This is a genomic window from Leptospira ainlahdjerensis (assembly GCF_016919175.1).
Lineage (GTDB): Bacteria > Spirochaetota > Leptospiria > Leptospirales > Leptospiraceae > Leptospira > Leptospira ainlahdjerensis.
Map to the genome: position 1 here is coordinate 40,135 of NZ_JAFFPU010000034.1, position 20,501 is coordinate 60,635.

The 20,501-nt window shown below is 44.7% G+C and carries 16 protein-coding genes and 1 pseudogene; 4 read left to right on the plus strand and 13 right to left on the minus strand.

Features of this window, described 5'->3' with window-relative positions:
• Window positions 1-54: 54 nt before the first annotated feature.
• From JWG45_RS09725 to thrS, 7 genes are all read right to left on the minus strand, one after another.
• On the minus strand, window positions 55-585 hold the full coding sequence (locus JWG45_RS09725) for a 5-formyltetrahydrofolate cyclo-ligase (protein ID WP_205279565.1): 531 nt from the start codon (window positions 583-585) through the stop codon (window positions 55-57).
• 44 nt (window positions 586-629) lie between these two features.
• Window positions 630-944 (minus strand): cell division protein ZapA, encoded by a 315-nt coding sequence (locus JWG45_RS09730; RefSeq protein ID WP_205279566.1) that lies wholly within the window; start codon window positions 942-944, stop codon window positions 630-632.
• Between the two features lie 8 nt (window positions 945-952).
• Complete coding sequence (locus JWG45_RS09735) at window positions 953-1,633, minus strand: hypothetical protein (protein ID WP_205279567.1); 681 nt, start codon at window positions 1,631-1,633, stop codon at window positions 953-955.
• 87 nt (window positions 1,634-1,720) lie between these two features.
• Window positions 1,721-2,074, minus strand: a complete 354-nt coding sequence (gene rplT / locus JWG45_RS09740; RefSeq protein ID WP_069606590.1) for a 50S ribosomal protein L20 — start codon at window positions 2,072-2,074, stop codon at window positions 1,721-1,723.
• Window positions 2,074-2,277, minus strand: coding sequence for a 50S ribosomal protein L35 (gene rpmI, locus JWG45_RS09745; RefSeq protein ID WP_002765180.1), 204 nt, complete (start codon window positions 2,275-2,277; stop codon window positions 2,074-2,076). The genes rplT and rpmI overlap by 1 nt, the downstream gene beginning before the upstream one ends.
• Before the next feature lie 32 nt (window positions 2,278-2,309).
• Window positions 2,310-2,849, minus strand: coding sequence for a translation initiation factor IF-3 (gene infC, locus JWG45_RS09750; RefSeq protein ID WP_069606589.1), 540 nt, complete (start codon window positions 2,847-2,849; stop codon window positions 2,310-2,312).
• A gap of 644 nt (window positions 2,850-3,493) precedes the next feature.
• Window positions 3,494-5,410, minus strand: coding sequence for a threonine--tRNA ligase (gene thrS, locus JWG45_RS09755; protein WP_205279568.1), 1,917 nt, complete (start codon window positions 5,408-5,410; stop codon window positions 3,494-3,496).
• Window positions 5,411-5,545: 135 nt separating this feature from the next.
• Between thrS and carA the strand changes: the two genes are divergently transcribed.
• The 4 genes and pseudogenes from carA to JWG45_RS09775 all read left to right on the plus strand — a co-directional run bounded on the left by carA (window position 5,546) and on the right by JWG45_RS09775 (window position 10,405).
• Entirely contained in the window at window positions 5,546-6,634 is a 1,089-nt protein-coding gene (gene carA / locus JWG45_RS09760; protein WP_205279578.1) for a glutamine-hydrolyzing carbamoyl-phosphate synthase small subunit, read from the plus strand.
• A 5-nt stretch (window positions 6,635-6,639) separates the two neighbouring features.
• Window positions 6,640-6,828: a hypothetical protein gene (locus JWG45_RS09765; protein ID WP_205279569.1), complete on the plus strand. Its 189-nt coding sequence runs from the start codon at window positions 6,640-6,642 to the stop codon at window positions 6,826-6,828.
• Window positions 6,829-7,457: 629 nt separating this feature from the next.
• A pseudogene (locus tag JWG45_RS09770) lies at window positions 7,458-8,719 on the plus strand (ankyrin repeat domain-containing protein).
• A 141-nt stretch (window positions 8,720-8,860) separates the two neighbouring features.
• A complete protein-coding gene (locus JWG45_RS09775) occupies window positions 8,861-10,405 on the plus strand; it encodes a tetratricopeptide repeat protein (RefSeq protein ID WP_205279570.1) in 1,545 nt (514 codons plus the stop codon).
• 80 nt (window positions 10,406-10,485) lie between these two features.
• Here the strand turns inward: JWG45_RS09775 and JWG45_RS09780 are convergent, their stop codons facing one another.
• The 6 genes from JWG45_RS09780 to JWG45_RS09805 form a co-directional block, all read right to left on the minus strand.
• Window positions 10,486-10,926, minus strand: a complete 441-nt coding sequence (locus JWG45_RS09780) for a GNAT family N-acetyltransferase (RefSeq protein ID WP_205279571.1) — start codon at window positions 10,924-10,926, stop codon at window positions 10,486-10,488.
• 857 nt (window positions 10,927-11,783) lie between these two features.
• Window positions 11,784-14,549, minus strand: coding sequence for a 2-oxoglutarate dehydrogenase E1 component (locus JWG45_RS09785; RefSeq protein ID WP_205279572.1), 2,766 nt, complete (start codon window positions 14,547-14,549; stop codon window positions 11,784-11,786).
• 22 nt (window positions 14,550-14,571) lie between these two features.
• Window positions 14,572-15,975 (minus strand): dihydrolipoyl dehydrogenase, encoded by a 1,404-nt coding sequence (gene lpdA / locus JWG45_RS09790; protein ID WP_205279573.1) that lies wholly within the window; start codon window positions 15,973-15,975, stop codon window positions 14,572-14,574.
• Between the two features lie 13 nt (window positions 15,976-15,988).
• Window positions 15,989-17,230, minus strand: coding sequence for a 2-oxoglutarate dehydrogenase complex dihydrolipoyllysine-residue succinyltransferase (gene odhB / locus JWG45_RS09795; RefSeq protein ID WP_205279574.1), 1,242 nt, complete (start codon window positions 17,228-17,230; stop codon window positions 15,989-15,991).
• 102 nt (window positions 17,231-17,332) lie between these two features.
• Window positions 17,333-19,771, minus strand: coding sequence for a penicillin-binding protein 1A (locus tag JWG45_RS09800; RefSeq protein ID WP_205279579.1), 2,439 nt, complete (start codon window positions 19,769-19,771; stop codon window positions 17,333-17,335).
• A partial coding sequence (locus JWG45_RS09805; RefSeq protein WP_232380620.1) for an MBL fold metallo-hydrolase occupies window positions 19,771-20,501 on the minus strand: 731 nt, incomplete at its 5' end. The genes JWG45_RS09800 and JWG45_RS09805, both read right to left, overlap by 1 nt.

Consider the following 20,501-nt stretch of genomic DNA (forward strand, 5'->3'; position numbering starts at 1 on the left):
TAAACCTAAAAATTCTTCACCGTATTTGGAAATAGACAGTATTTTACCGCTTTTTCAGACGATTTGATAGATTTTTTTCTCCGTTATGACTCGGCCTACCCTTATGTCGTGCTTCTCTTTGTCAAAGTGCGCCGGAAAGAGTTCCTCGTATGTAAGTCCGATCAATTTGCTCGGATTTACTGCAAAGAGGGTTCTATCATAAAAGCCCGCGCCGCGTCCAAGACGATATCCAAGATCATCGTAACCCAAGGCAGGTACGACAATCCACTCCGCTTCGTGGAAATCCAATGTCTTCGTACCGATCGGTTCCGAAATTCCAAAAGGCCCCGATTCCCAGGTTTCCGGTAGTAGGAACTCCAATTTTTGGTCCAACATCTTTGGGAAATAAATTTCCTTATCGGGAGAATTCCATCCGAGAACAGCGGGATCCACCTTGACTTCCCATTTGTCCGGAGAATACGCGATGATTTTTTTGGCGTCGGCCGTTACTTCCTTGAGCATACGAAGGATTTCGCGGTCTTTCTCCTCCCTATCTTTCAAAAGGGTAAGAAGTGTTCGGAGTGCGTTTCGGGATTGTAGTTTCAAAGGGGAATTTTCTAAGGAATCTATTTTCTAACAAAGGGGATCCATCAAAGATCTCCGATGATTCCTTCTTCCAACATAGTAATCAGCTTGCGGGTTTTTTCTTCGATTTCTCCAGTCCCCTTAGTAACAGGAAAAGAAGAATCGGTCTTAGTTTCTTTCACTTGTTGGAGTTCGTCTGCGAAGTTGAGCGCGGCTAAAATGGCTAACTTTTGCCGGGAGGCGCCGGGCATCCCCGCTCCCAGTTCTCTGAGCTTTCGATCAACTTGATCGGCGAGGTTTTGAATATAATCCTCGCCTGTTTCTCCTAAGATCGTATATTCCTCACCGAGGATTCTGACTTTTACCCTACGGGGCTCCATCGACCAACTCAGGATTTAGGATCGTCTTCGATGATGAGAAAATCATCGTCTTCGTCCGCGTCAAAAACACTGATCGCGTCGTCGTCATCTTCAATTATAATATCATCGTCATCGTCCCCGGACGCGAGCGGAGAAAAGTCTTCCACCGCTTCTTCATCCTCTTCGGAGATTTCGATAATGTCTTCATCCTTTTCAGGAGCTTCGGTAATGAGAGAAATATCGTCGTCTTCTTCATCCAAAAGAATGATTTCGTCGTCTTCGCCAAATTCGTCTTCTGCGGAGGCGGTTTCTTTGACAACGTTAGACGTCGTAGCCGCAGTTGCGGCTGCTGCAGCAATAGGAGCCGCGCCGGAAGCAGAAGGTCCGGATGCGGATGCGGAAGAAGCGGTCGCTCCTCCGCTCGCAGGGATAGAATCCAATCTACCCAAGAGCTGATTGATCTTTCCTTCGAGTTTTTGTTCTCTTTCTTTGAGTTCGCTCAGTTCGGTAGTAGTTTTTTGAAGTTGTGCACGGAGAGAGGAAAGTTCTTTTTCCTTTTCTTCCATCGCCAGTTTCATCTGGTCATTTTCTGCACGCAGAGTTTCGTTTTCAGATTCTAAGCGACCATTTTCAGCGCGAAGGTCACTGATGAGTTCTAGGGCTTTTATGACCTTGCTTTCTAATTCTTCAATGGTCTCCATAGTGAGCATAGCTGATTCTCCTTAAAAAACGTTCTCTGAAAACAGAAAAAGCCCTGTAAACTTACAGGGCCGACGATTCTGGTCAAGCAGGATTGATTATCCGGCTACTTTGATTTTTTCAACCAGGGCGTTAAAAACTTCCCGGTCGCTAAAAGCCAGCTCTGCAAGGGACTTGCGATTCATGTCAATTCCCAGTTTCTTTAGGGAATTCATGAATACGGAATAAGACAAACCATTTTCTCTTGCTGCTGCGTTAATTCTGATAATCCAGAGTTTACGAAAATCTCTTTTCTTCGCCTTGCGGTCGCGATAAGCCCACTGGCCCGCTTTCATTACCGCACTTTTTGCCGTTCTATAAAGTTTAGAACGAGCTCCGCGGAATCCTTTGGCGTCTTTCAGGACTCTTCTTCTTCTATTTTTGTGGATTGTTCCGTTGACTGCTCTAGGCATTATCTCACTCCGTAAGGCATTAATCTGACGATGGATTTCCAGTCAGAATTGTTGACCAGAGTCAAACCGCGAAGACGTCTTCTTCTCTTCGGTCCTTTTTTGGTCAAGATGTGACGGGTATTCATACTCTTGCGTTTGATTTTGTTGTTCTTTGTGAACTTGAAACGCTTTGCAGCGGCTCTGTTCGTTTTCAACTTTGGCATCTTCTCTACCTTTTAGGTCCTATTTTAGGAGCTTATTTCGGATTAATAATTACAACGATCTGTTTTCCGTCTTGAATCGGGTCTCTTTCCGCGGCCCCGAATTCTTTCAGATCTTCTACCATTCTATAAACAACTTTCATCCCGAGGTCGGAGTGCATCATCTCCCTTCCACGAAATCGGAGACTCACTTTTACTTTGTCTCCCTTGCTAAGAAACTCTTGTGCATGTTTCTTTTTGATATCGTAATCATGGCTTTCGATCCGAGGACGAATCTTAATTTCTTTTACGTTGATTACGTGTTGTTTTTTCTTAGCTTCTTTACTCTTTTTGAGTAACTCGAATTTATACTTACCATAGTCGATGATCTTGCAAACATGAACTTCTTGATCTCCGGAGACTTCCACGAGATCTAAATTTTCTTCCCGTGCTTTTCGAAGCGCCTCATCGAAAGTGACGATTTCAACTCCGTCATCCGAAACCAAACGGACTCTGGATACACCAGTGATCTTCTCATTTATCCTATGATTGAAAAGCTTATCAGTTGCTGACTTTTGACTCGGTTTCCTCTGCATTCATTCTCCGGCTAGATTTCCAAGATTTTATTCTTAGGCCTGTTTTCAAGCGATTTTTGACTCTATTTCGGGAGAATCGGCCTTTATTTCAAGCTGATTTTACGGAAGACATGGTTCTCATGGGAATTCTCGATTTCTCTCGTGAAGTTCCGTCTTGCAGAAGAGGCTTTCGCGATCAGAACGTCCGTTTTTTTAGTTTCTCAAAGTTCCAAAGGAATTTCCCTTTAGAATCGAGGATGTTGGGAGTTCCCACAAGCAAATTTTTCGGAAGAACGTCCATAGACCAACGCCTTCTCCCGAAATGTAGAAACGTGTGAGTTCCTACATTTCGGTTTGGAGGGAAAATTCAAAGAACCGGGAAACTTGGGCTTCCGGAAACGTGTGAGTTCCTACTCTTATCGAAATCAGAATTTTTTTAGGGAAACCGAAGGACTTCCGAAAAAGTAGGAACTCACACGTTTTCCCTTTCACAAAAAAATCGAAATTGTTCCGAAATTTCGAATCTCTCAAACTGAAACTTCCCGGATAGCGCGTCCGGGAAGCCCGATCCCTTTGGGAAAAGTGATACCGAGCAAGTTTTAGGGAAAATCGTCTTTCTATCGGTCGCCGAACGTTAGGCCTTTTTTTCCGGCTTCTCGAAAACTTCAGCTCGCCTTGATTTCCTCTAAGAGATTGGAGATAAAACCGGAACGAGTGAGAGTTTTCGTTTCTTCCTGGCCGAGTTTCCGAACCGCGATCGTTCCGGATTCCAATTCCTTTTCTCCCAATACAAGGAGATAGTTCGCTTTTTTCAAAATAGAATCTCGAATCTTAGCGCCGATCTTTTCGTTTCTCGTATCCAATTCTACTCGGATCCCCGCATCGACTAACTCACGATAGACTTCTTTTGCGTAGTCGGTTACCTTTTCAGTGACCGTCAAAATTCTTACCTGGTTTGGGGAAATCCAGAGAGGAAATTTTCCTTCGTAGTGTTCGATCAAAATCCCGATGAATCTTTCCAAAGAACCGTAGATCGCTCTGTGAATCATGACCGGTCTTTTTTTCTGACCGTCGCTATCTGTATAATCCAGATCGAATCTTTCCGGCATGGAAAAATCCACTTGGATGGTTCCGCACTGCCAGAGTCTTCCGATAGAATCCTTGATGTTGAATTCGATTTTTGGTCCGTAAAAAGCGCCTTCTCCTTCTTTGATCGCGTAAGGGATTCCTCTTTTTTCCAGAGAAGCCTTGAGGCTGTTGGTTGCGTATTCCCAGTCCTCGTCTCTTCCTTGAGATTTTTCCGGTCGCGTTGCGATGAAGGTTTTAAATTCCGAAAATCCAAATTTCTTATATACGGTAAACGTAAAGTCGATGATATCCATCACTTCGGATTCTAAGAATTCGAGAGGTGCGTAGATATGAGAATCGTCTTGTGTGAAAGCCCTCACTCTAAAAAGTCCGTGAAGAACCCCGTGTAACTCGTGACGATGTACACTTCCGAATTCGGCAAAACGAAGAGGCAGCTCACGATAAGAATGAAGATGGTGTTTGTAGATGAGAGAACAACCCGGACAATTCATCGGCTTCAACGCATAGTCTTCCTCGTCAATGTCCGTGAAATACATGTTCTCGTGAAAGTTATCCCAGTGACCCGATTTTTTCCAGAGTTCGGAAGAAAGGACCGCGGGAGTTTTGATTTCCTGATAACCCCTTTTGTTACATTCTCCTCTGAGATATTCCGCAAGCGCGTTCCAGAGAATGGTTCCCTTCGGATGCCAGAACGGAAATCCGGGACCTTCTTTCTGAAAAGAAAAAAGATCCATTTCTTTTCCGATCTTTCTGTGATCTCTTTTCTTTGCTTCTTCGATTTGAAAGAGATACTGATCCAATTCTTTTTTGGAAGGAAACGCGACTCCGTAGATACGAGTGAGCATCGCGTTGTCTTTGTTCGCCTTCCAATACGCGCCCGAGATCGCGGTTAGTTTAAAAGACTTTAAGATTCCGGAATTCGGAACGTGAGGCCCGCGACAAAGATCGAACCATTCTCCCATTCCGTAGATGGAAACTTCTTCGCCCGGAATCTGATCGATGATTTCGATCTTATATTTTTCGCCGAGTTTTTGAAACGTTTCGATCGCTTCTTTTTTTGAAACGACCTTTCTCCAAACGGGATGATCCGCTTTGACGATCTTCTCCATCTCGGCTTCGATCTTGGGAAGGTCTTCCGGCGTAAGAACGGTTCCCGCAAAATCGATGTCGTAATAAAAATATCCGGGACCGTTTTCGATCACGGGTCCGACTGTGAGATTTGCATTCTTATATAAATTTTGAACCGCCATTCCTAAAAGGTGCGCAGCAGAATGTTGAAAGGTTTCCCATCCGTCTTTTTCGGAATAGGTCAATACTTCGATCGTTGCGTCCGCTGTCACCGTTCGGGATAAGTCCTGGATATCCGTGCCGCCCAGGCGTACAGCGAGCGCTTTGTTTTTTAAGAACGGTAATTCTTTTTCGATGAAGTCGCGGAAGGTAGAACCTTCGGCGATTTCCTTAACGGATTGATCGGGCAGTGTCAGCCTATACATTCTTTTTATTTTCCAGGAACTAAATTGGGGTTTCCCCCTTTTCCATTCGCGAAAATCGGACATATTTTTCAACCGATTTGCATTTGTGGGGGAAAAACCTTGACTATGCCTGAACCCCTATCGACGCTGTATGAGATGAAAGCGTTCTTAGTACTCGATAATGGTACGGTCATCGAGGGAGAATCCTTCGGTTATGAAGCGGAATCGGTCGGAGAAGTGGTCTTCAACACATCCATGGCCGGCTACCAAGAGATCCTAACGGATCCTTCCTATTGCAATCAGATCATCACCCTGACCTATCCGATGATCGGAAACTACGGGATTCACCCGGACAATATGGAGTCCTCCAAGATTCAAGCGAGCGGGTTGATCGTAAAAGAATACGTGGATCGGCCTTCCAACTTTAAATCCCAAAAAACTCTCTCTCAATTTTTAAAAGAATATAAGATTCCCGGAATCCAAGGAATCGACACAAGAAAATTAACTCGTTTTATTAGAACCAACGGATCTCCTAACGGAGGGATTTTTATCGCTCCGGAATATTCTCCTTCTTTTTTAGAAAAGGTGAAATCCTTTCCAGGTATCATCAACGCAGACCTTGCAAGGGTCGTAACAACTCCAAGCAAATATATCTTCGGAACTCATACCGGAAAAAAATACAAACTCGCCGTCTATGACTACGGAGTGAAAACGAATATCCTTCGGCTTCTCGACGCGACCGGATTTGCGGTTACGGTTTATCCAGCCCAAACCTCTGCGGAAGAGATTATGAAGGAAGGAACGGATGCATTCTTTCTTTCTAATGGTCCCGGAGATCCCGCACCTTTGGATTACGCGATTGAAGCCACGAAGAAGATCATGGAAAAAGGATATCCCCTTTTTGGAATCTGCTTAGGTCATCAGATCATCGGACTTTCTCTCGGAAAAAAAACCGAGAAGATGAAGTTCGGACACAGAGGCGGAAACCAACCCGTGCAAAGTCTATCGTCTGGAAAGGTGGAAATCACATCGCAAAATCACGGTTTTGCGGTGATCGACGATCATAAGATCGAAGAACCCGTTTCGTTTATCAATCTGAACGACAACACCGTGGAAGGAATCTTAAAATCGGGATATCCTTTACTTACGGTTCAGTATCATCCGGAAAGCGCGCCGGGGCCGAACGATTCCCGATATCTCTTTCAGAAATTTTACGATCTCGTTGAAACTACAAAAAAAAGGTGAATGACATGGCAGAATTTCCGCAACTCCCCGATCGTTTATTAGGACTTCCGGTTGGAAAAGATTTTTCAGTAGAAGCTTTAGTAAAGGACGTCTGGAATCCAGAGACGGACGATCTTTTTCCCCCGAAAAATTTTCTCGGCCTTGGATACGGCGTAAACTTTTACGCGATCGCAAGAAAGACCGGAATTCTCTAAAATTTCGAAAAACTCGTTCTAAGAATTGCGATCCTATTCTTTAGAGCGAGTTTGATTTTCAAAACCTCCCTCGTTTCCTCTCAAAAATTCTTTTAAACGATTTTACGACATTCTTGCTATTTTTGTAGGAGTTCCTACAAAGCTAAGGTGCGAAAGATTTTTGACAGAATTATGATTTTGTGATAGAGAAAAGTCGCTCGATTTTCTCCCGCGATCCCGCCTCCTCCACCCAAAATCAGGGTGGGGCGCGCATTTCACGGAAGAGCTTGTCGGAACTACGACGGCTCTTCGGATTCCGTTCTATTAATTTAAAATTTTAGCATATACAAAAATCGAAATATAATTTGGGCGATCCGCTCGGAGATTTCATATTTAAAAAGCGAGCGGCCGCGCTTTCCGCTCCAATTCTCGCCGCGGCATTTTACGAAAAAGATCCTCTTTCAAAGACGAAAACCATTCATTCCGTCCGATCGGCGCGAATTTCCGCTACAATCGCTATCGCGGGGAAAAGCGGGAATCATCATCCAATCTTTCTTTCCTCAAAATCATAAGACTCTCGCAAAAGAAAGACCTATCCAAGTTATAAACCAAAAAGAAAAGTTCGTTCAACATGATAGAATTTAAAAAGTATGAAATCAAGAAGTCACTTCCCTAAAGAAATTCTATCAATCGGGTACGATGAAGTTGAAAATTCTTTAGGACCTGAATTTTATAAACAAATCTCATGGTGTAAAAATGAGTATAAACAATTTTCGAATTCTTTAGAGTCTAAAGATTTTAAGAAAGCAAAATCAATTTGGACCCATGTTTTCATTTCACAAAAAGACGATTTTATCAAAGTCTTACGATCCGGAAAAAAAATACGGAAGCAAAAGAATTCTCTGCGAGTTCGTTTTTATTTGCCGCCTTGTTGAAAGACAAGGAGATCGCGGATCAGATGAAATCGATTCTTGAAAATTACGATTGCGAAAATTCGGATATACCGTTTCAGAAAGCGAAGTATTACGGAATTACCGATCAAAAAAAGGACTTATTGGAAACGGTCCGAGATTGTTTGATCATGGGGGCGTCCAATGACCTTTTTTTAGATGACGAATCTTTCCGGTCTTATGTCGAAGATTCAGATTTTATAACGACTCTCAATCGATATCACGAAATCGCCGCTACGATCCAAAAAACGATTGAGACCTTGGATTTTCTAACTTTTAAAAAAATTCTTACAATGGTTCCTTCTTTCTTAACCTTGCAAATTTTGACTCCCAAGGGTTCGGCTGCTTATTTGCCGGAGGCCGCGGCTTGGCATTTGTATCCCAGAGAAGATCCGGAAACGATCGAGCTCATGCGTGAAATCATTGAAAAGACGCCGAACTCGGTCCTAGGGGAATGTCTTGTAAGACTGGCCTCCGAAAACAAATATATAGAACCGTTTCGATTCTTATTAGAATGTGGAGCCGATCCCAATACCAAAAACTGGGAAGGATACACTGCCTTAGGGAGAGCGAATGGGAACGGTTGCGGAAAAATCGTCTCCTATTTAATGCAAAAAAACGGTTCTCTTACTTTCTCGAAGGAACTCGTTCAGTCTATCGAAATAGGCATTCGACAATTCTCTCTCGAACACGCGGACAAAACTGTTGCCGTCTTTGCCATTGAAGACGGCACCTTATCCTTTGCGATCGACGGTGAAAATTTAGATCAATTCGGTTCTTGGAAATACAAAGGATATTATGAAATTCCGGAGGATTCATTCGATCGTGACTCTTATGAGAATGGAGATATAAGCCCGGATGTATTCAGAGAATTATTGGAAGACCTGAATCGACGTAGAGTTTTTAAGACACTAAATAAAAGCGAAAATTTTAAGTATCTGTTCTTAGATCACGTCTATTAAAAGTTCCTCCTAAACAATACCATCTCCATTCTAAATGGTCACCCGTGCAAAAAACCTTTATTTTTCAAATTATCCCGAAAAGGAAAACGAAAAAGCGGATACGTCCGTCTCACTCAATCGACCTGTATAGAGGAAACGTCTATGAACGAAAATTATAAGATACCAAATCTTCCAAAGGATCTTGTAGAAGATCTGAAATTTGAAAGAAGAGTCGAAACCGATTCCCAAGGTTGGTTCGATCTCGCGTCCGTCGAGGAATTTCATTTTAGCTCAGTAAAAATCGGACCATTCAAAGAGGAAGAGAGAGGTCAATACTATACAAACTCAGTCGGACTTATTAAAAATTCCGAGGCTTATGACGAAGATCCCGAAATACTAGTGTGGCTTCCCCGTTTGCAACTCTATGGAACCTGGGACTCCAGTCACGACGAACTTCACGTTTTTCCGAATCAGACTTGGATAAGTATGAAATCGGATTTAGTCCCCTTTATCGAAACACAATGGAGAAGTTACGAGGGGAAAAATAAAATTGCATGTTCGACATTGGAAGGCCCGGACGAATATTCAGATGCCTTTGATTTTATCGCCTACGGCCTGAAGGAAACAGTGGATAAAATTTCCGACGAAGAACTTGCAGAATTTCTAAACAAGCATGAAACGGGAATCCTCAATCATCCCAATGTTTCCTCTTTAGACCATGCGTATTTCGCATTAGCAAACGTATATTTTCGAATGGGGAAAATGGATCCGAGCCAGGAAGGACTCTGGAAAGAAAAATGTCTACGGGTTCTAAATTTTTATCCCGAGGATGCGTTTCATCACGAAAGAGAAGCCGCAGAGATTTGCGCGTGGGTTTCGGCCGATTTCGGATTCAAAACGTTTCAGAATCTCCTCGAAAAGGATAAAAGACAACCGGAATATGGGGGCGGTGCGAGTCTGATCTCCGCCCTCCTGCTCTATCATCCGAACCGATGGGAATCTATTTTAGAAATTTCTAAAATACAAAAATATACGATCGGAGTATTACACTCCGTCGAAACCGCAAAGAATTGGGCTCTTACGGTCATCAACGATCCGCTGGCGGCGAAAATCAAACAAAACCGAAAAGCGATGGACTTAGCTTCAAATCTGATTATCCAAATCGATAACTTCATACTTTCCATGCCGAGTGGAACCTTTTCGGATCGTGAAATTCACAACTCGAGACACAAAAAAATCGTAGAAAGACTGGTTCAAGGTTGGGAATTCCTTAAGAAAAAAGAATATTCGAAAACCGAGGAATTGTTGACTTCCATCTTCCTGGATTATCCCGGAAACGCCGAGGCGCTCTTTTTGGATGCGAGACTTCATTGGTTGAAATCCGGTTCACCGGAAGAAGGAATGAAACGTGCGGAAAAAAATCTACCCATTGCCGCCGTAGGCGATCACGCAGGTAGAAGTCGACTTCACAATTTGGTCGGATGTGCGTTAGACGAAATGGGGAGATGGGAAGAATCGATCCGCTCCTTTCAGGACGCCGAAAAGTTGTCGCCGGAAGAATCCATTTATCCGGCAAACATCGCGGAAATTTTTTGGAAATTAAAAGATGAAAAATCCGCAAACCGATATGCAAAAAAAGCCCAAAGTTTGGGAAACAGATCGGAAATCGTGGAAAAGATTTTACAGGAAACGAAAGAACTCAAATAAATTCGATTGTTTTTTTAATCGAGGAAACTTCGCAAATTCATTGTTAAGAAGAGCAAGGCTCTCCTCTTTTGTTCTTAAACTCAGGAAAGGGAAAGTCTCATTTTCAGAATCGGATAATTTTTTCCTTCCGGATCGAGTTCGCTTCGATCATAGGTTCTAAATCCGAATTTGGAATAGAACCCCACCGCATTCACATTCTGTTCGTTTACGTCGACTTCGGTAGCCCCTAAATCTTGGATCGCCAATTCGATCAGCAATTTTCCGATTCCCTTTCCGATCTGTCTCGGTTCTAAAAAAAGCATTTCGATTTTATTTTCGGCTACCCCGATAAATCCGATCAAACTTTCGTCTTCATCGACACAACAATAAACCTGAAACAAACGAAAGTCGATGCCTGCGACCAAAGTTTTAAAATATTCGATATCATCCGGAGAAACAAATTTGTGGGTTTCTCGAACCGAACGTTCCCAGAGAGAAATCATCTGTGCTCGAAATTTTTCCTCATACGGTTTTATTTTCATTTTTAACCTGGTCCCCTTTATCGAAATCGTATCTATCTCCGAATCGAAGGATCGTTTCGCATAATCTTTATGATAGAATTCCAAAGATTCAAAGGAAGGTTACAGTAAAGAAAAAAATAACTTCAGATTCGATTCAAAATTCTCCAGAAACCAATTTTGGAATGAAATTCTTAGAAAAGAAGAAGTCTGTCGGAGTTTCTACAAAAATCTAAGGGAAATATTTTATTTGAAAAAGCCAAATTTTCTGGATGAGGAGAACTTTTCGTTTTTTTTCCCGATCCACCCCTTGCGGTGCCTATAGAAAGAACACGCTTGAATTCTCAAAATCAGCATTCCTTTTTTTTTACGCACAAGTCGAGAGGAGTTGCAAAGAGGATCGTCCCGAGACAACGGTTTCGTAGGAATTCCTACACGGAATTTTTTAATTGCAAAATTATGTTTTTGTGATATAGAAAAATCACGGAGTTTTTTCCTACAACCCAAGGTCAGGGTCGGGCTCGCGACTTTTACTGTAGAATGTCGTAGTTCCGACGGGATCGTGAGATCAAGATTCTTCTTGTGTAAATTATGATTTTCTGATAGGAAAGAATTCGCGAAATTTTTCCCGCCGCCCACCCCTCCACCCAAAATCAGGGTGGGGCCCGCGACTTTCACAGAAAGATTGTCGTAGTTCCGACAGATTTTCGTACGATCCACACAACTTCCGGTAAAGGTTATCCAAAATCAGGGAAGGCCGCGCTTTTGTATTAGGAACTACGACAAAACGGCGCTTGCCGTGAAAAGAAAAAGCCCGAGATTTTTACTCTCGGGCTTTTTCAAAAAATCTTCAAAATTCTTCTTTCGATTTTGATTCTTTCTTATGCTTGAAACGCATCCAGAACGAGTTGGTCTTGTTCTTGCAAATGCAGTTTCATATGTCCGGCCGCCGGACTCGGAGATTCGTGTCTTCCCGCATAAGTCAAACGAACACCGGAAGGAAGCAGGTCTTCGATTCTTTCTCTTACAAAGAACCAAGCGCCTTGGTTTTTCGGTTCTTCCTGACACCATACGAATTGTTTTGCGTTCTTGAAAGTTTTCACGACCGAATTCTCGATTTCCTTTCCGGCGAAAGGATAAATCTGTTCTACACGAACCAAGGCCACGTTTTTGATCTTATTCTCATCTCGGTATTTCATCAAATCATAATATACTTTACCTGCGGAGAAAATCACCTTATCGATTTTGTCGGCCTTGGAACCGCTATCATCCACAAGAATTTCTCTAAACGCACCTTGAAGAATATCTTCCACCGGAGAAAGAGAGGCCGGAAATCGAAGCAAACTTTTCGGAGTTACGATCACGAGAGGTTTGCGGTAATTTCTAAGCATCTGCCTTCGGAGCAAATGGAAATACTGAGCGGCGGTTGTAAGATTACAAACCTGCATGTTATTCAACGCACAGAGTTGCAGAAATCTTTCCAATCTCGCGGAAGAATGTTCCGGTCCCTGACCTTCATAACCGTGAGGCAACAACATCGTAAGTCCGGAAAGCCTCTGCCATTTCACTTCCGAGCTGGAAATAAACTGATCGAAGATCACCTGCGCGCTGTTAGCAAAATCTCCGAACTGCGCTTCCCACATTACGAGTGCGTTCGGATCCGCCAGAGAATAACCGTATTCAAAACCCAAAACCGAAAATTCGGAAAGGGAAGAATTGATAATCTCCGCCTTTGCTTGTTTTGCGGAAATATGATTCAGAGGAATGTATTTCTCGTTTGTGTTCGTGTCCACGAGCACGGCGTGACGGTGTGAAAACGTTCCTCTCTGAGAATCTTGTCCGGAAAGACGGATTCTAAATCCACTCTCCAAAATCGAACCGAAAGAAAGAGCTTCCGCAAAACCCCAGTCAACGGGAATTTTTCCTTCGGCCATCTCCTTTCTACTCTGAAGAAGTTTTACGAGTTTAGAATTCGGAGTGAATCCTTGTGGAACGTTAGTCAAAGCTTGCACGATTCCATGCATCTGTTCTTTCAGAAGTTTTGTCGCAGGTTCTGAATCCAAGGAAACCTTGGAGAACTTGGACCAAACACCTTGCATGGTATCGACCCTGATCTTAACGTCCTGTTCTTTTGCCCTCTGGAAAGAATCCTCCAATCCGTGCATAGAACCGTTTTTGATAAAGTCCAGGTCTTCCTGAGCGATCTCCCCCTCTTCTATGAGTTTTTTTTCATAGAGAGTTACCGTTGGAGGATGATTCTTAATGATGGAATACATCTTCGGTTGTGTGAATGCAGGCTCGTCCGTTTCGTTGTGACCGAGTCTTCTGTAACATACGAGATCGATGATGAAATCTTTTTTGAACTTCTGACGGTATTCCATCCCGAGTTTTACGACTCTGTAAACCGCTTCCGGATCGTCACCGTTTACGTGAATGATCGGAATCTGAAATCCTTTGGCGAGATCGGTTGCATACAACGTGGATCTGGATTCGTCCGGCAAGGTTGTAAATCCGATCTGGTTGTTTACCACAACGTGAAAACTTCCTCCGGTCGTATATCCTTCCAGGTTCATCAGGTTGAGAGTTTCCGCGACGACACCTTGTCCCGCAAACGCCGCGTCTCCGTGGATGAGAATCGGCATATACTTCGCACGATCCTTGTCTCCGATCAAACCCTGACGAGCGCGAACGGATCCTGTTACGACCGGATTCACACATTCTAAGTGACTTGGGTTGAACGCCAAGGAAAGTTTTACTTCTTTTCCCGCGGTCGTCATTCTGCTGTTGGAATATCCTAAGTGATACTTTACGTCCGCATAACTCAGATTATCTTTATCGGTCTTCTCTTCGAATTCCGCAAAGATGAGAGAAGCCGGTTTCTCGATGATGTTCACGAGAACGTTGAGTCTTCCTCTGTGCGCCATCCCGATCACGAGTCCGTCCATCTTGTGATGTCCGGCTTCTTCCACGATCGTGTCTAAAAGAGGAATGAAAGATTCTCCTCCCTCGAGAGAGAATCTTTTTTTACCGACATATTTTTTTGCGAGGAAGGTTTCGAAGTAATCCGCTTGGAATAATTTTTCGTACAATCTGAGTTTGGTGCTCTTCGGAAGCGGAGCTAAGAATTCCGGAGATTCCATCTTTTTTTGGAGCCATTCTCTTTCCACATCGTCAACGAGATAGAAATGTTCCGCACCGATCGTGTTGCAGTAAACTTTCTCGTAAAGATCTACGATCTCTTTGAGCTTGACTCTTCCCAGAGTATCGCTGTCCACAACGGTTTCTAAGTCCGCCGGAGAAATGCTGTGCAGTTTAGAATCTATAAAAGTTCGATTCGGTTTTTGAATTCCGAGAGGATCGAGTTGTGCAGCCAAGTGTCCTTGTCTTCTGTATGCGTTTAGAAGGTTGATGATCCCCATCTCTCGGATCGATCCGGCTTGCGCGTCCGTAAAGGAAGTGGCGACTGCGGATTTTCCGTTCCCATTTCCATTGCCGTTTCCATTGGAGAATCCAGTGGTGTCCACTTCTTGAAAGAAAAGTTTCCATTCTTTGTCCACCGAATCCGGGTTGATCTTATACTGATCATAAAGTTCTTCGAGGAGAGCACCGTTCTCTCCGTAGAGCGCCATGAGTTTTTCTATTTTCATTCTTGAAACCTGCCTAATCGATTCACGCGTGAATCGCCCACTTATCCACCGCCATCGCCGCTTCCTTGATTACTTCCGCAAGAGTTGGATGTGCGTGAAAACTTCTCGCGACGTCTTCTGCAGACGCGCCGAATTCCACAGCGACCGCCAACTCTGCGATCATATCGGAAGCTCTCGGTCCAAATACAAAGGCTCCGAGGATCTTATCTGTTTTTTTATCCGCTAGTATTTTAACTTGTCCTTCCGCCTCGTTCATCGCTTTCGCACGAGCGTTTGGACGGAATAAGGATTTTCCTGTTTTGTATTCGATTCCCGCAGCCTTGAGTTCTTCTTCGCCTTTTCCAACCCAAGCCATTTCAGGCCAAGTATATATGACGTAAGGAACCGCATCATAATTGACGTGTCCGGATTGACCCGCGATGAGTTCCGCAAGAGCAACACCTTCTTCTTCCGCTTTGTGCGCGAGCATCGGTCCGTCGACCGCGTCTCCGATCGCATAAATCCCGGGAACTGAAGTTTTATAATGTCCGTCGATTTGAATCCGTTTGCGTGGAGTCAATGCGACCCCCGCTTCTTCCAGACCCACACCTTCTATAAAGGGACGGCGTCCGACCGCGACAAGAACGACGTCCGCTTCGAGTTCTTTCGATTCACCCTTAGAATCTTCGATCGTGACTTTCGCCCCTGTCTTAGAAACAGTGGCGCCTTTTACCTTGTGTTCAAATAAGAATTCCATTCCTTGAGAAGTCAGAGAACGTTCGAGTAAAGAACCCATCTGACGATCCACATTGGAAATGAGTCCGGGAAGAAATTCTACGACCGTAACCGCGGTTCCGAGCCGGGACCAAACGGAACCAAGCTCGAGTCCGATCACACCGGCTCCGATGATGATCATTTTTTTCGGAAGTTTGCGAATGTCGATCGCGTGATCGGATGTAATGATCGTTTTTCCGTCCACTGTCAATCCCGGAATATCGATCGGAACCGATCCCGTTGCGACTACTACGTGTTTGGCGGTAAGAACTTCTTTGGTTCCGTCGTTCAATGCGACTTCCACTTTGCTCGCGGAAAGAACCTTTCCAAAACCTTCGTAACGTTTGATCTTGTTTTTGTTCATGAGGAAGTCCACGCCGTCGGTGACTTCTTTCACGATCTGATCCTTTCGATTCATCAGTTTGTTCAGGTCGAGATCGACTTTGCCGACCGTGATTCCGTGAACATCCAACTTGTGTAGAGTTTTATGATATTCTTCTGAAGAATCCAGAAGCGCCTTGGAAGGGATACAACCCACGTTGAGACAAGTGCCTCCGAGGGTTTTTCTTTTTTCGATGATTGCGGTTTTTAAACCGAGCTGAGCGGAACGGATGGCACAAACGTAGCCTCCCGGTCCGGAACCGATCACAACTACGTCAAATTCTGCTGACATGATTCCTCTTTCATTAAAGTTCGAGTAAAAGTCGAGTCGGGTCTTCGATAGCTTCTTTTACCTTCACGAGAAACGTAACCGCTTCCTTTCCATCCACGATTCTGTGATCGTAGGAAAGCGCGAGATACATCATCGGACGGATTACGATCTGATCGTTTACCACCACCGCACGTTTTACTATATTATGAAGTCCTAAAATTCCACTTTGTGGTGGATTGAGGATCGGAGTAGACATCATGGAACCGTAGATCCCGCCGTTGGAGATCGTAAACGTTCCGCCTTCCATTTCCGAGAGTTCGATCTTTCCGTCTTTTACCCGATTGGCGAGTCTTCCGATTTCCTGTTCCACTCCCGCGAAACTCAAAAGATCAGCGTCTCTTACGATCGGAACTACAAGACCTTTCGGTCCGCCGACCGCGACTCCGATATCAAAGTAATTCTTATATACGATGTCAGTTCCGCGAATTTCCGCGTTGATCGCAGGAATCGTTTTGAGCGCGTGAATGGCGGCTTTTGTAAAAAAGCTCATAAAACCAAGACCCACGTTATGCGCTTCTTTGAACTTATCCTTGTAACGATTTCTGACTTCCATCACGGCGCTCATATCGACTTCGTTAAAAGTGGTAAGAATCGCCGCGTTGTGTTGTGCGGAGACAAGTCTTTCCGCGATTACTTTGCGAAGACGAGACATCGGAACCGTGTTTTCTCTCGGAAGATCTCCTCTGCTCGCAACCGGAACAGCTTTTGGAATTTCAGGAGCCGGAGCCGATGCTTTCGCTGCAACGGAAGTCGGTGCGGATGTTTTAGCTTCGATCGCCTTTAATACGTCTTCTTTTGTGATCTGTCCATTCTTACCCGAACCGGAAATCGAAGAAGCGCTGAGTCCGTTATCGTCGATCAACTTACGAACCGCAGGTGGAAGAGTTTCGTTTAGATTTCCGTTGTTAGAAGCCGGAGTGCTGGTTTGTGCGGAAGAAGAAGCTGGAGAAGAGGAAGGGGTTGGAGCGGAGGCGACGGCTGCTGCATCAATGAGACCGATGATCTCTTTTACTTTTACAGTGTCTCCCGCCTTCTTATGAATTTTCTGAAGAACACCCGAAGACGGGGCGGGAACTTCCATGGTCGCCTTATCGGTTTCCAGTTCCAGCAGGATCTCGTCCTGTTTTACTTGTTCTCCTTCTTTCTTTACCCAATTCGCAATGGTTGCTTCCGTGATCGATTCCCCCATTTCGGGGACCTTGATTTCTACAGACATGTATGATTCCTTTTAGGAGGCTTAGGATGCTCTATAAGGCCGGCCTCGGTTTCAATCCTTATAAACGAAAAAATTCTGTAAACGAAATTCTCCAAAACGGAATTATTCCGTCCTTGGTTTGAATTTTCGATCTGTTTTGCCTAATTCTTCATCACTGATCTGATATTCTTTCTGTAAGAATTCTCTAAAATCCATGGACTTGTGATGATCTCTTTCTCCGTCGCACTGACGATTCCCCATCACGGACTTTGTAACTCCGGCGACGGTGATCGGTTTTAAGCTCAGGTTCTGAGTTACGGGACATACTCCCGGTTTTGGAGACAAACCGTTGTAAGCACAGGTTCCTCCTCCTTGCACTTCTTCAGGCATAATGTCTTCGCCGAAGGTCGGATAGTTTTCTCCGCCGTAAAAACGATTGTACATCTTTCCCCAGATAGGAACCGCAAGAACCGAAGCCGCCTGACCTCTTCCTAAAGAAATCGAACTCTTATCAAACCCCAACCAGATTACGGTTGTGTAATTCGGATCGAATCCGCAATACCAAGCGTTGGTGAACGAAGAAGTGGATCCGGTTTTTCCGGCTGCGATTCCTCGGTAATTTCCTTTGTCCGGGTCTCTAAGTCCCATCGCCGCGGTTCCGGCCATTGCAACGTTTATGAGCATTTTCTTAAGAATATAGGCCGTTCCTTCGGAGATAACTTGGATGCTTCCGTCCTTTGCTTGTCTCTGAAGTTCTTCCTGAACCTTAGACTCCTCGTTGTAGACGACGTTTCCGCTTTGATCGATCACATAACGAACGGAGAATGGAATGACTCTTCTTCCGTCGTTTGCAATCGTCGCGTAACCAAGAGCCATTTCTAAAGGAGTGAGTTCCGCGATTCCAAGAGCGAGCGCGGGACTGGAAGGAAAACGAGAAGGATTGACTCCTGTAAGTCGAGCGGCGAAATCAATCACCGCGTCCGGTCCGGTTCGAAGAAAAACCTGAACCGAAACAATATTCAAAGATAAGGATAACGCTCTGGAGAGAGGAACCATTCCGAGGAAGTCTCCGTCGAAATCCTGTGGAGACCAACCTTCTCCTTCTTCCGTAAGAGTTGTCAGAGGAGCATCCATAATTCCGGTTCCGCTTCCGACCACACGCTCTTGGATCGCCGCGCCGTAGACAAACGGTTTGAACGCGGATCCGGTTTGACGTCTGGCCATCGTCGCACGGTTGAACTGATTCTTCGGAGTGAATTCGTAACCTCCGACCATGGTTTGAATATAACCGGTGGAAGGTTCGATCGTGATCGCCGCGCCTTCTACGTGAAGGTTCTTTCCGAAAACTGCGGTTTGTTTTTGAAATTCCGCGATCGCCGCGGATTCGTTTTCACCCGGTGTAAGAATCGAAAGAATATCCGCAGCGTCGATGAGTTCTCTTTCCAGATAAACACGATAGTTCGCCTTTTCGTCCAACTTACTGACGAAGGGCATTCCCACCGGAAAGATGGATCCCATCAAATAATAGAGTCCGACCAAACCACGATCCGCCCCACCAGAATAGTTTACCGTGATTCCGGAGACGAGGTCGTCGTGTTTTTTAATCGCCTTGGACAATTCTTCCTGAGCGATCTCTTGTTTGCGCGCGTCGAGGGTCGTATAAACTTTTAACCCCCCGGTATAAACCTTGTCTTCGCCCAATTCTTTTTCGAGTTTTTGACGAACGTATTCCGTAAAGTGAGGAGCCTTGTTCAGACGATTTCCCCAAGTCGATTGAGAAGGAGACTTCGTGATGACAACGGGCCAGTATTTATTCCAGAAATCGTCGTGAATGCTTTGAACCTTGTCTTCGGGAATATATCCCTGAGAAGCCATCAGCTTGAGAACTCCGATATGAGCGTTTTTCGAAATCGCCGGATTCTTAAATGGAGAATACTTTACAGGAGCCTTCGGAAGTCTTGCGAGCATCGCCGCTTCCGCTATGTCCAAGTCGCTTACGTCTTTTTGAAAGTAAACGTCCGCGGCGGAAGCGATCCCCGTGGTTCCGTGTCCAAGATAAATAAGATTAAAATAAATTTCTAATATTTCTTCTTTTGAATATTCTTGTTCGATCTGGAGCGTAAAAAGAGCCTCGATGAATTTTCTGGCAAAAGAACGTTTTCTGTTTTGGAGGACGGTCTTCGCCAACTGCTGCGTGAGAGTGGAACCGCCCTGTTTGATTCTTCCGGCAAAAACGTTTACGATCCCGGCTCTGAGAATCGCGACAAAATCGATCCCGAAGTGATTGAAGAAGTTATTGTCTTCCACGGAAAGAAACGCCTGCACTACGTGGGGCGGAATATCTTGGTATTTGAGAAGTTGTTGTTTGTGTTTGTAGAGTTCGGCGAAAACGACTCCGTTGATATCGTAGAGTCTGGTCGGGGTCGTGGGCTGATACGACGCGAGCATCGCGAGTTCTCCCCCTTCGTCCACTTCGGAAAGAATATAACCGAAAAAGAGACCTCCTAAGAGGGCGATGACGAGCAAGGCTCGTGAAGTTCTATGAAGTCCGATACTTTTAATCATGATAGTTTATATTCGTTCCCTTCTACGGCGAGTTCGATCTTGAGTGTATGATTTCCGAGCGCCACCGCGTGCGCTTGCGCTTCCTGAAGAATGATATCCAAAACGTCGTCCGCATACGCCGGCTCGTGATGAGTGAGAACCAAAGTTTTCACATTCCAAGCAACTGCACAATTTACGGCCATCGTGTAGGATGTATGTCCCCAGTCAAATTTTTGGAAGGATTCATCCAGGGTATATTGAGAATCCAGGACGAGAAGATCCGCGTCTTGGAAAAACGGCTTCATCGCCGAAACGGAAGCAAAATCTTCTCCGGTAAATTCCGCGTCCGTGGCAAAAATAAAGACCTTTCCCTTCTCTTCCAACCGGTAAGCATAAGACCCGCCCGGATGTTTGAGAGGATAAACGTTTACCTTACATTCTCCTTCTAAATCCAAAGTTTCGCCAGGCTGCAGGCAGGTAAAGAGTTTCGTGGAGGCAAGAGCGGAAAATGGAATGGGAAAGAATTCGGGGGCCTGTTGTTTTTCAAAACGTTCGGAAAGATCGGGGAAGGGAGAATAAAAGTGGAGTTCATTTCCCGGAATATAGAGGGGTTTGAAGAAGGGAAGCCCTTGGATATGATCCCAATGCGTATGGGTAAAGAAGAAAGCGATCCTTCCCTGACCTTTGCCGAACTTCTCCTGCATGAGCTCGTCTCCGAAAACGCGGGCTCCCGTCCCGCAGTCGATCC

Excerpts from the sequence above, each read along its gene's own strand:
- JWG45_RS09785 (WP_205279572.1), bottom strand. The coding sequence starts at position 14,549 with ATGAAAATAGAAAAACTCATGGCGCTCTACGGAGAGAACGGTGCTCTC.
- JWG45_RS09780 (WP_205279571.1), bottom strand. The coding sequence starts at position 10,926 with ATGAAAATAAAACCGTATGAGGAAAAATTTCGAGCACAGATGATTTCT.
- carA (WP_205279578.1), top strand. The coding sequence starts at position 5,546 with ATGAAAGCGTTCTTAGTACTCGATAATGGTACGGTCATCGAGGGAGAA.
- rpmI (WP_002765180.1), bottom strand. The coding sequence starts at position 2,277 with ATGCCAAAGTTGAAAACGAACAGAGCCGCTGCAAAGCGTTTCAAGTTC.
- JWG45_RS09765 (WP_205279569.1), top strand. The coding sequence starts at position 6,640 with ATGGCAGAATTTCCGCAACTCCCCGATCGTTTATTAGGACTTCCGGTT.
- JWG45_RS09775 (WP_205279570.1), top strand. The coding sequence starts at position 8,861 with ATGAACGAAAATTATAAGATACCAAATCTTCCAAAGGATCTTGTAGAA.
- odhB (WP_205279574.1), bottom strand. The coding sequence starts at position 17,230 with ATGTCTGTAGAAATCAAGGTCCCCGAAATGGGGGAATCGATCACGGAA.
- rplT (WP_069606590.1), bottom strand. The coding sequence starts at position 2,074 with ATGCCTAGAGCAGTCAACGGAACAATCCACAAAAATAGAAGAAGAAGA.
- infC (WP_069606589.1), bottom strand. The coding sequence starts at position 2,849 with ATGCAGAGGAAACCGAGTCAAAAGTCAGCAACTGATAAGCTTTTCAAT.
- lpdA (WP_205279573.1), bottom strand. The coding sequence starts at position 15,975 with ATGTCAGCAGAATTTGACGTAGTTGTGATCGGTTCCGGACCGGGAGGC.
- JWG45_RS09730 (WP_205279566.1), bottom strand. The coding sequence starts at position 944 with ATGGAGCCCCGTAGGGTAAAAGTCAGAATCCTCGGTGAGGAATATACG.
- JWG45_RS09735 (WP_205279567.1), bottom strand. The coding sequence starts at position 1,633 with ATGCTCACTATGGAGACCATTGAAGAATTAGAAAGCAAGGTCATAAAA.
- thrS (WP_205279568.1), bottom strand. The coding sequence starts at position 5,410 with ATGTATAGGCTGACACTGCCCGATCAATCCGTTAAGGAAATCGCCGAA.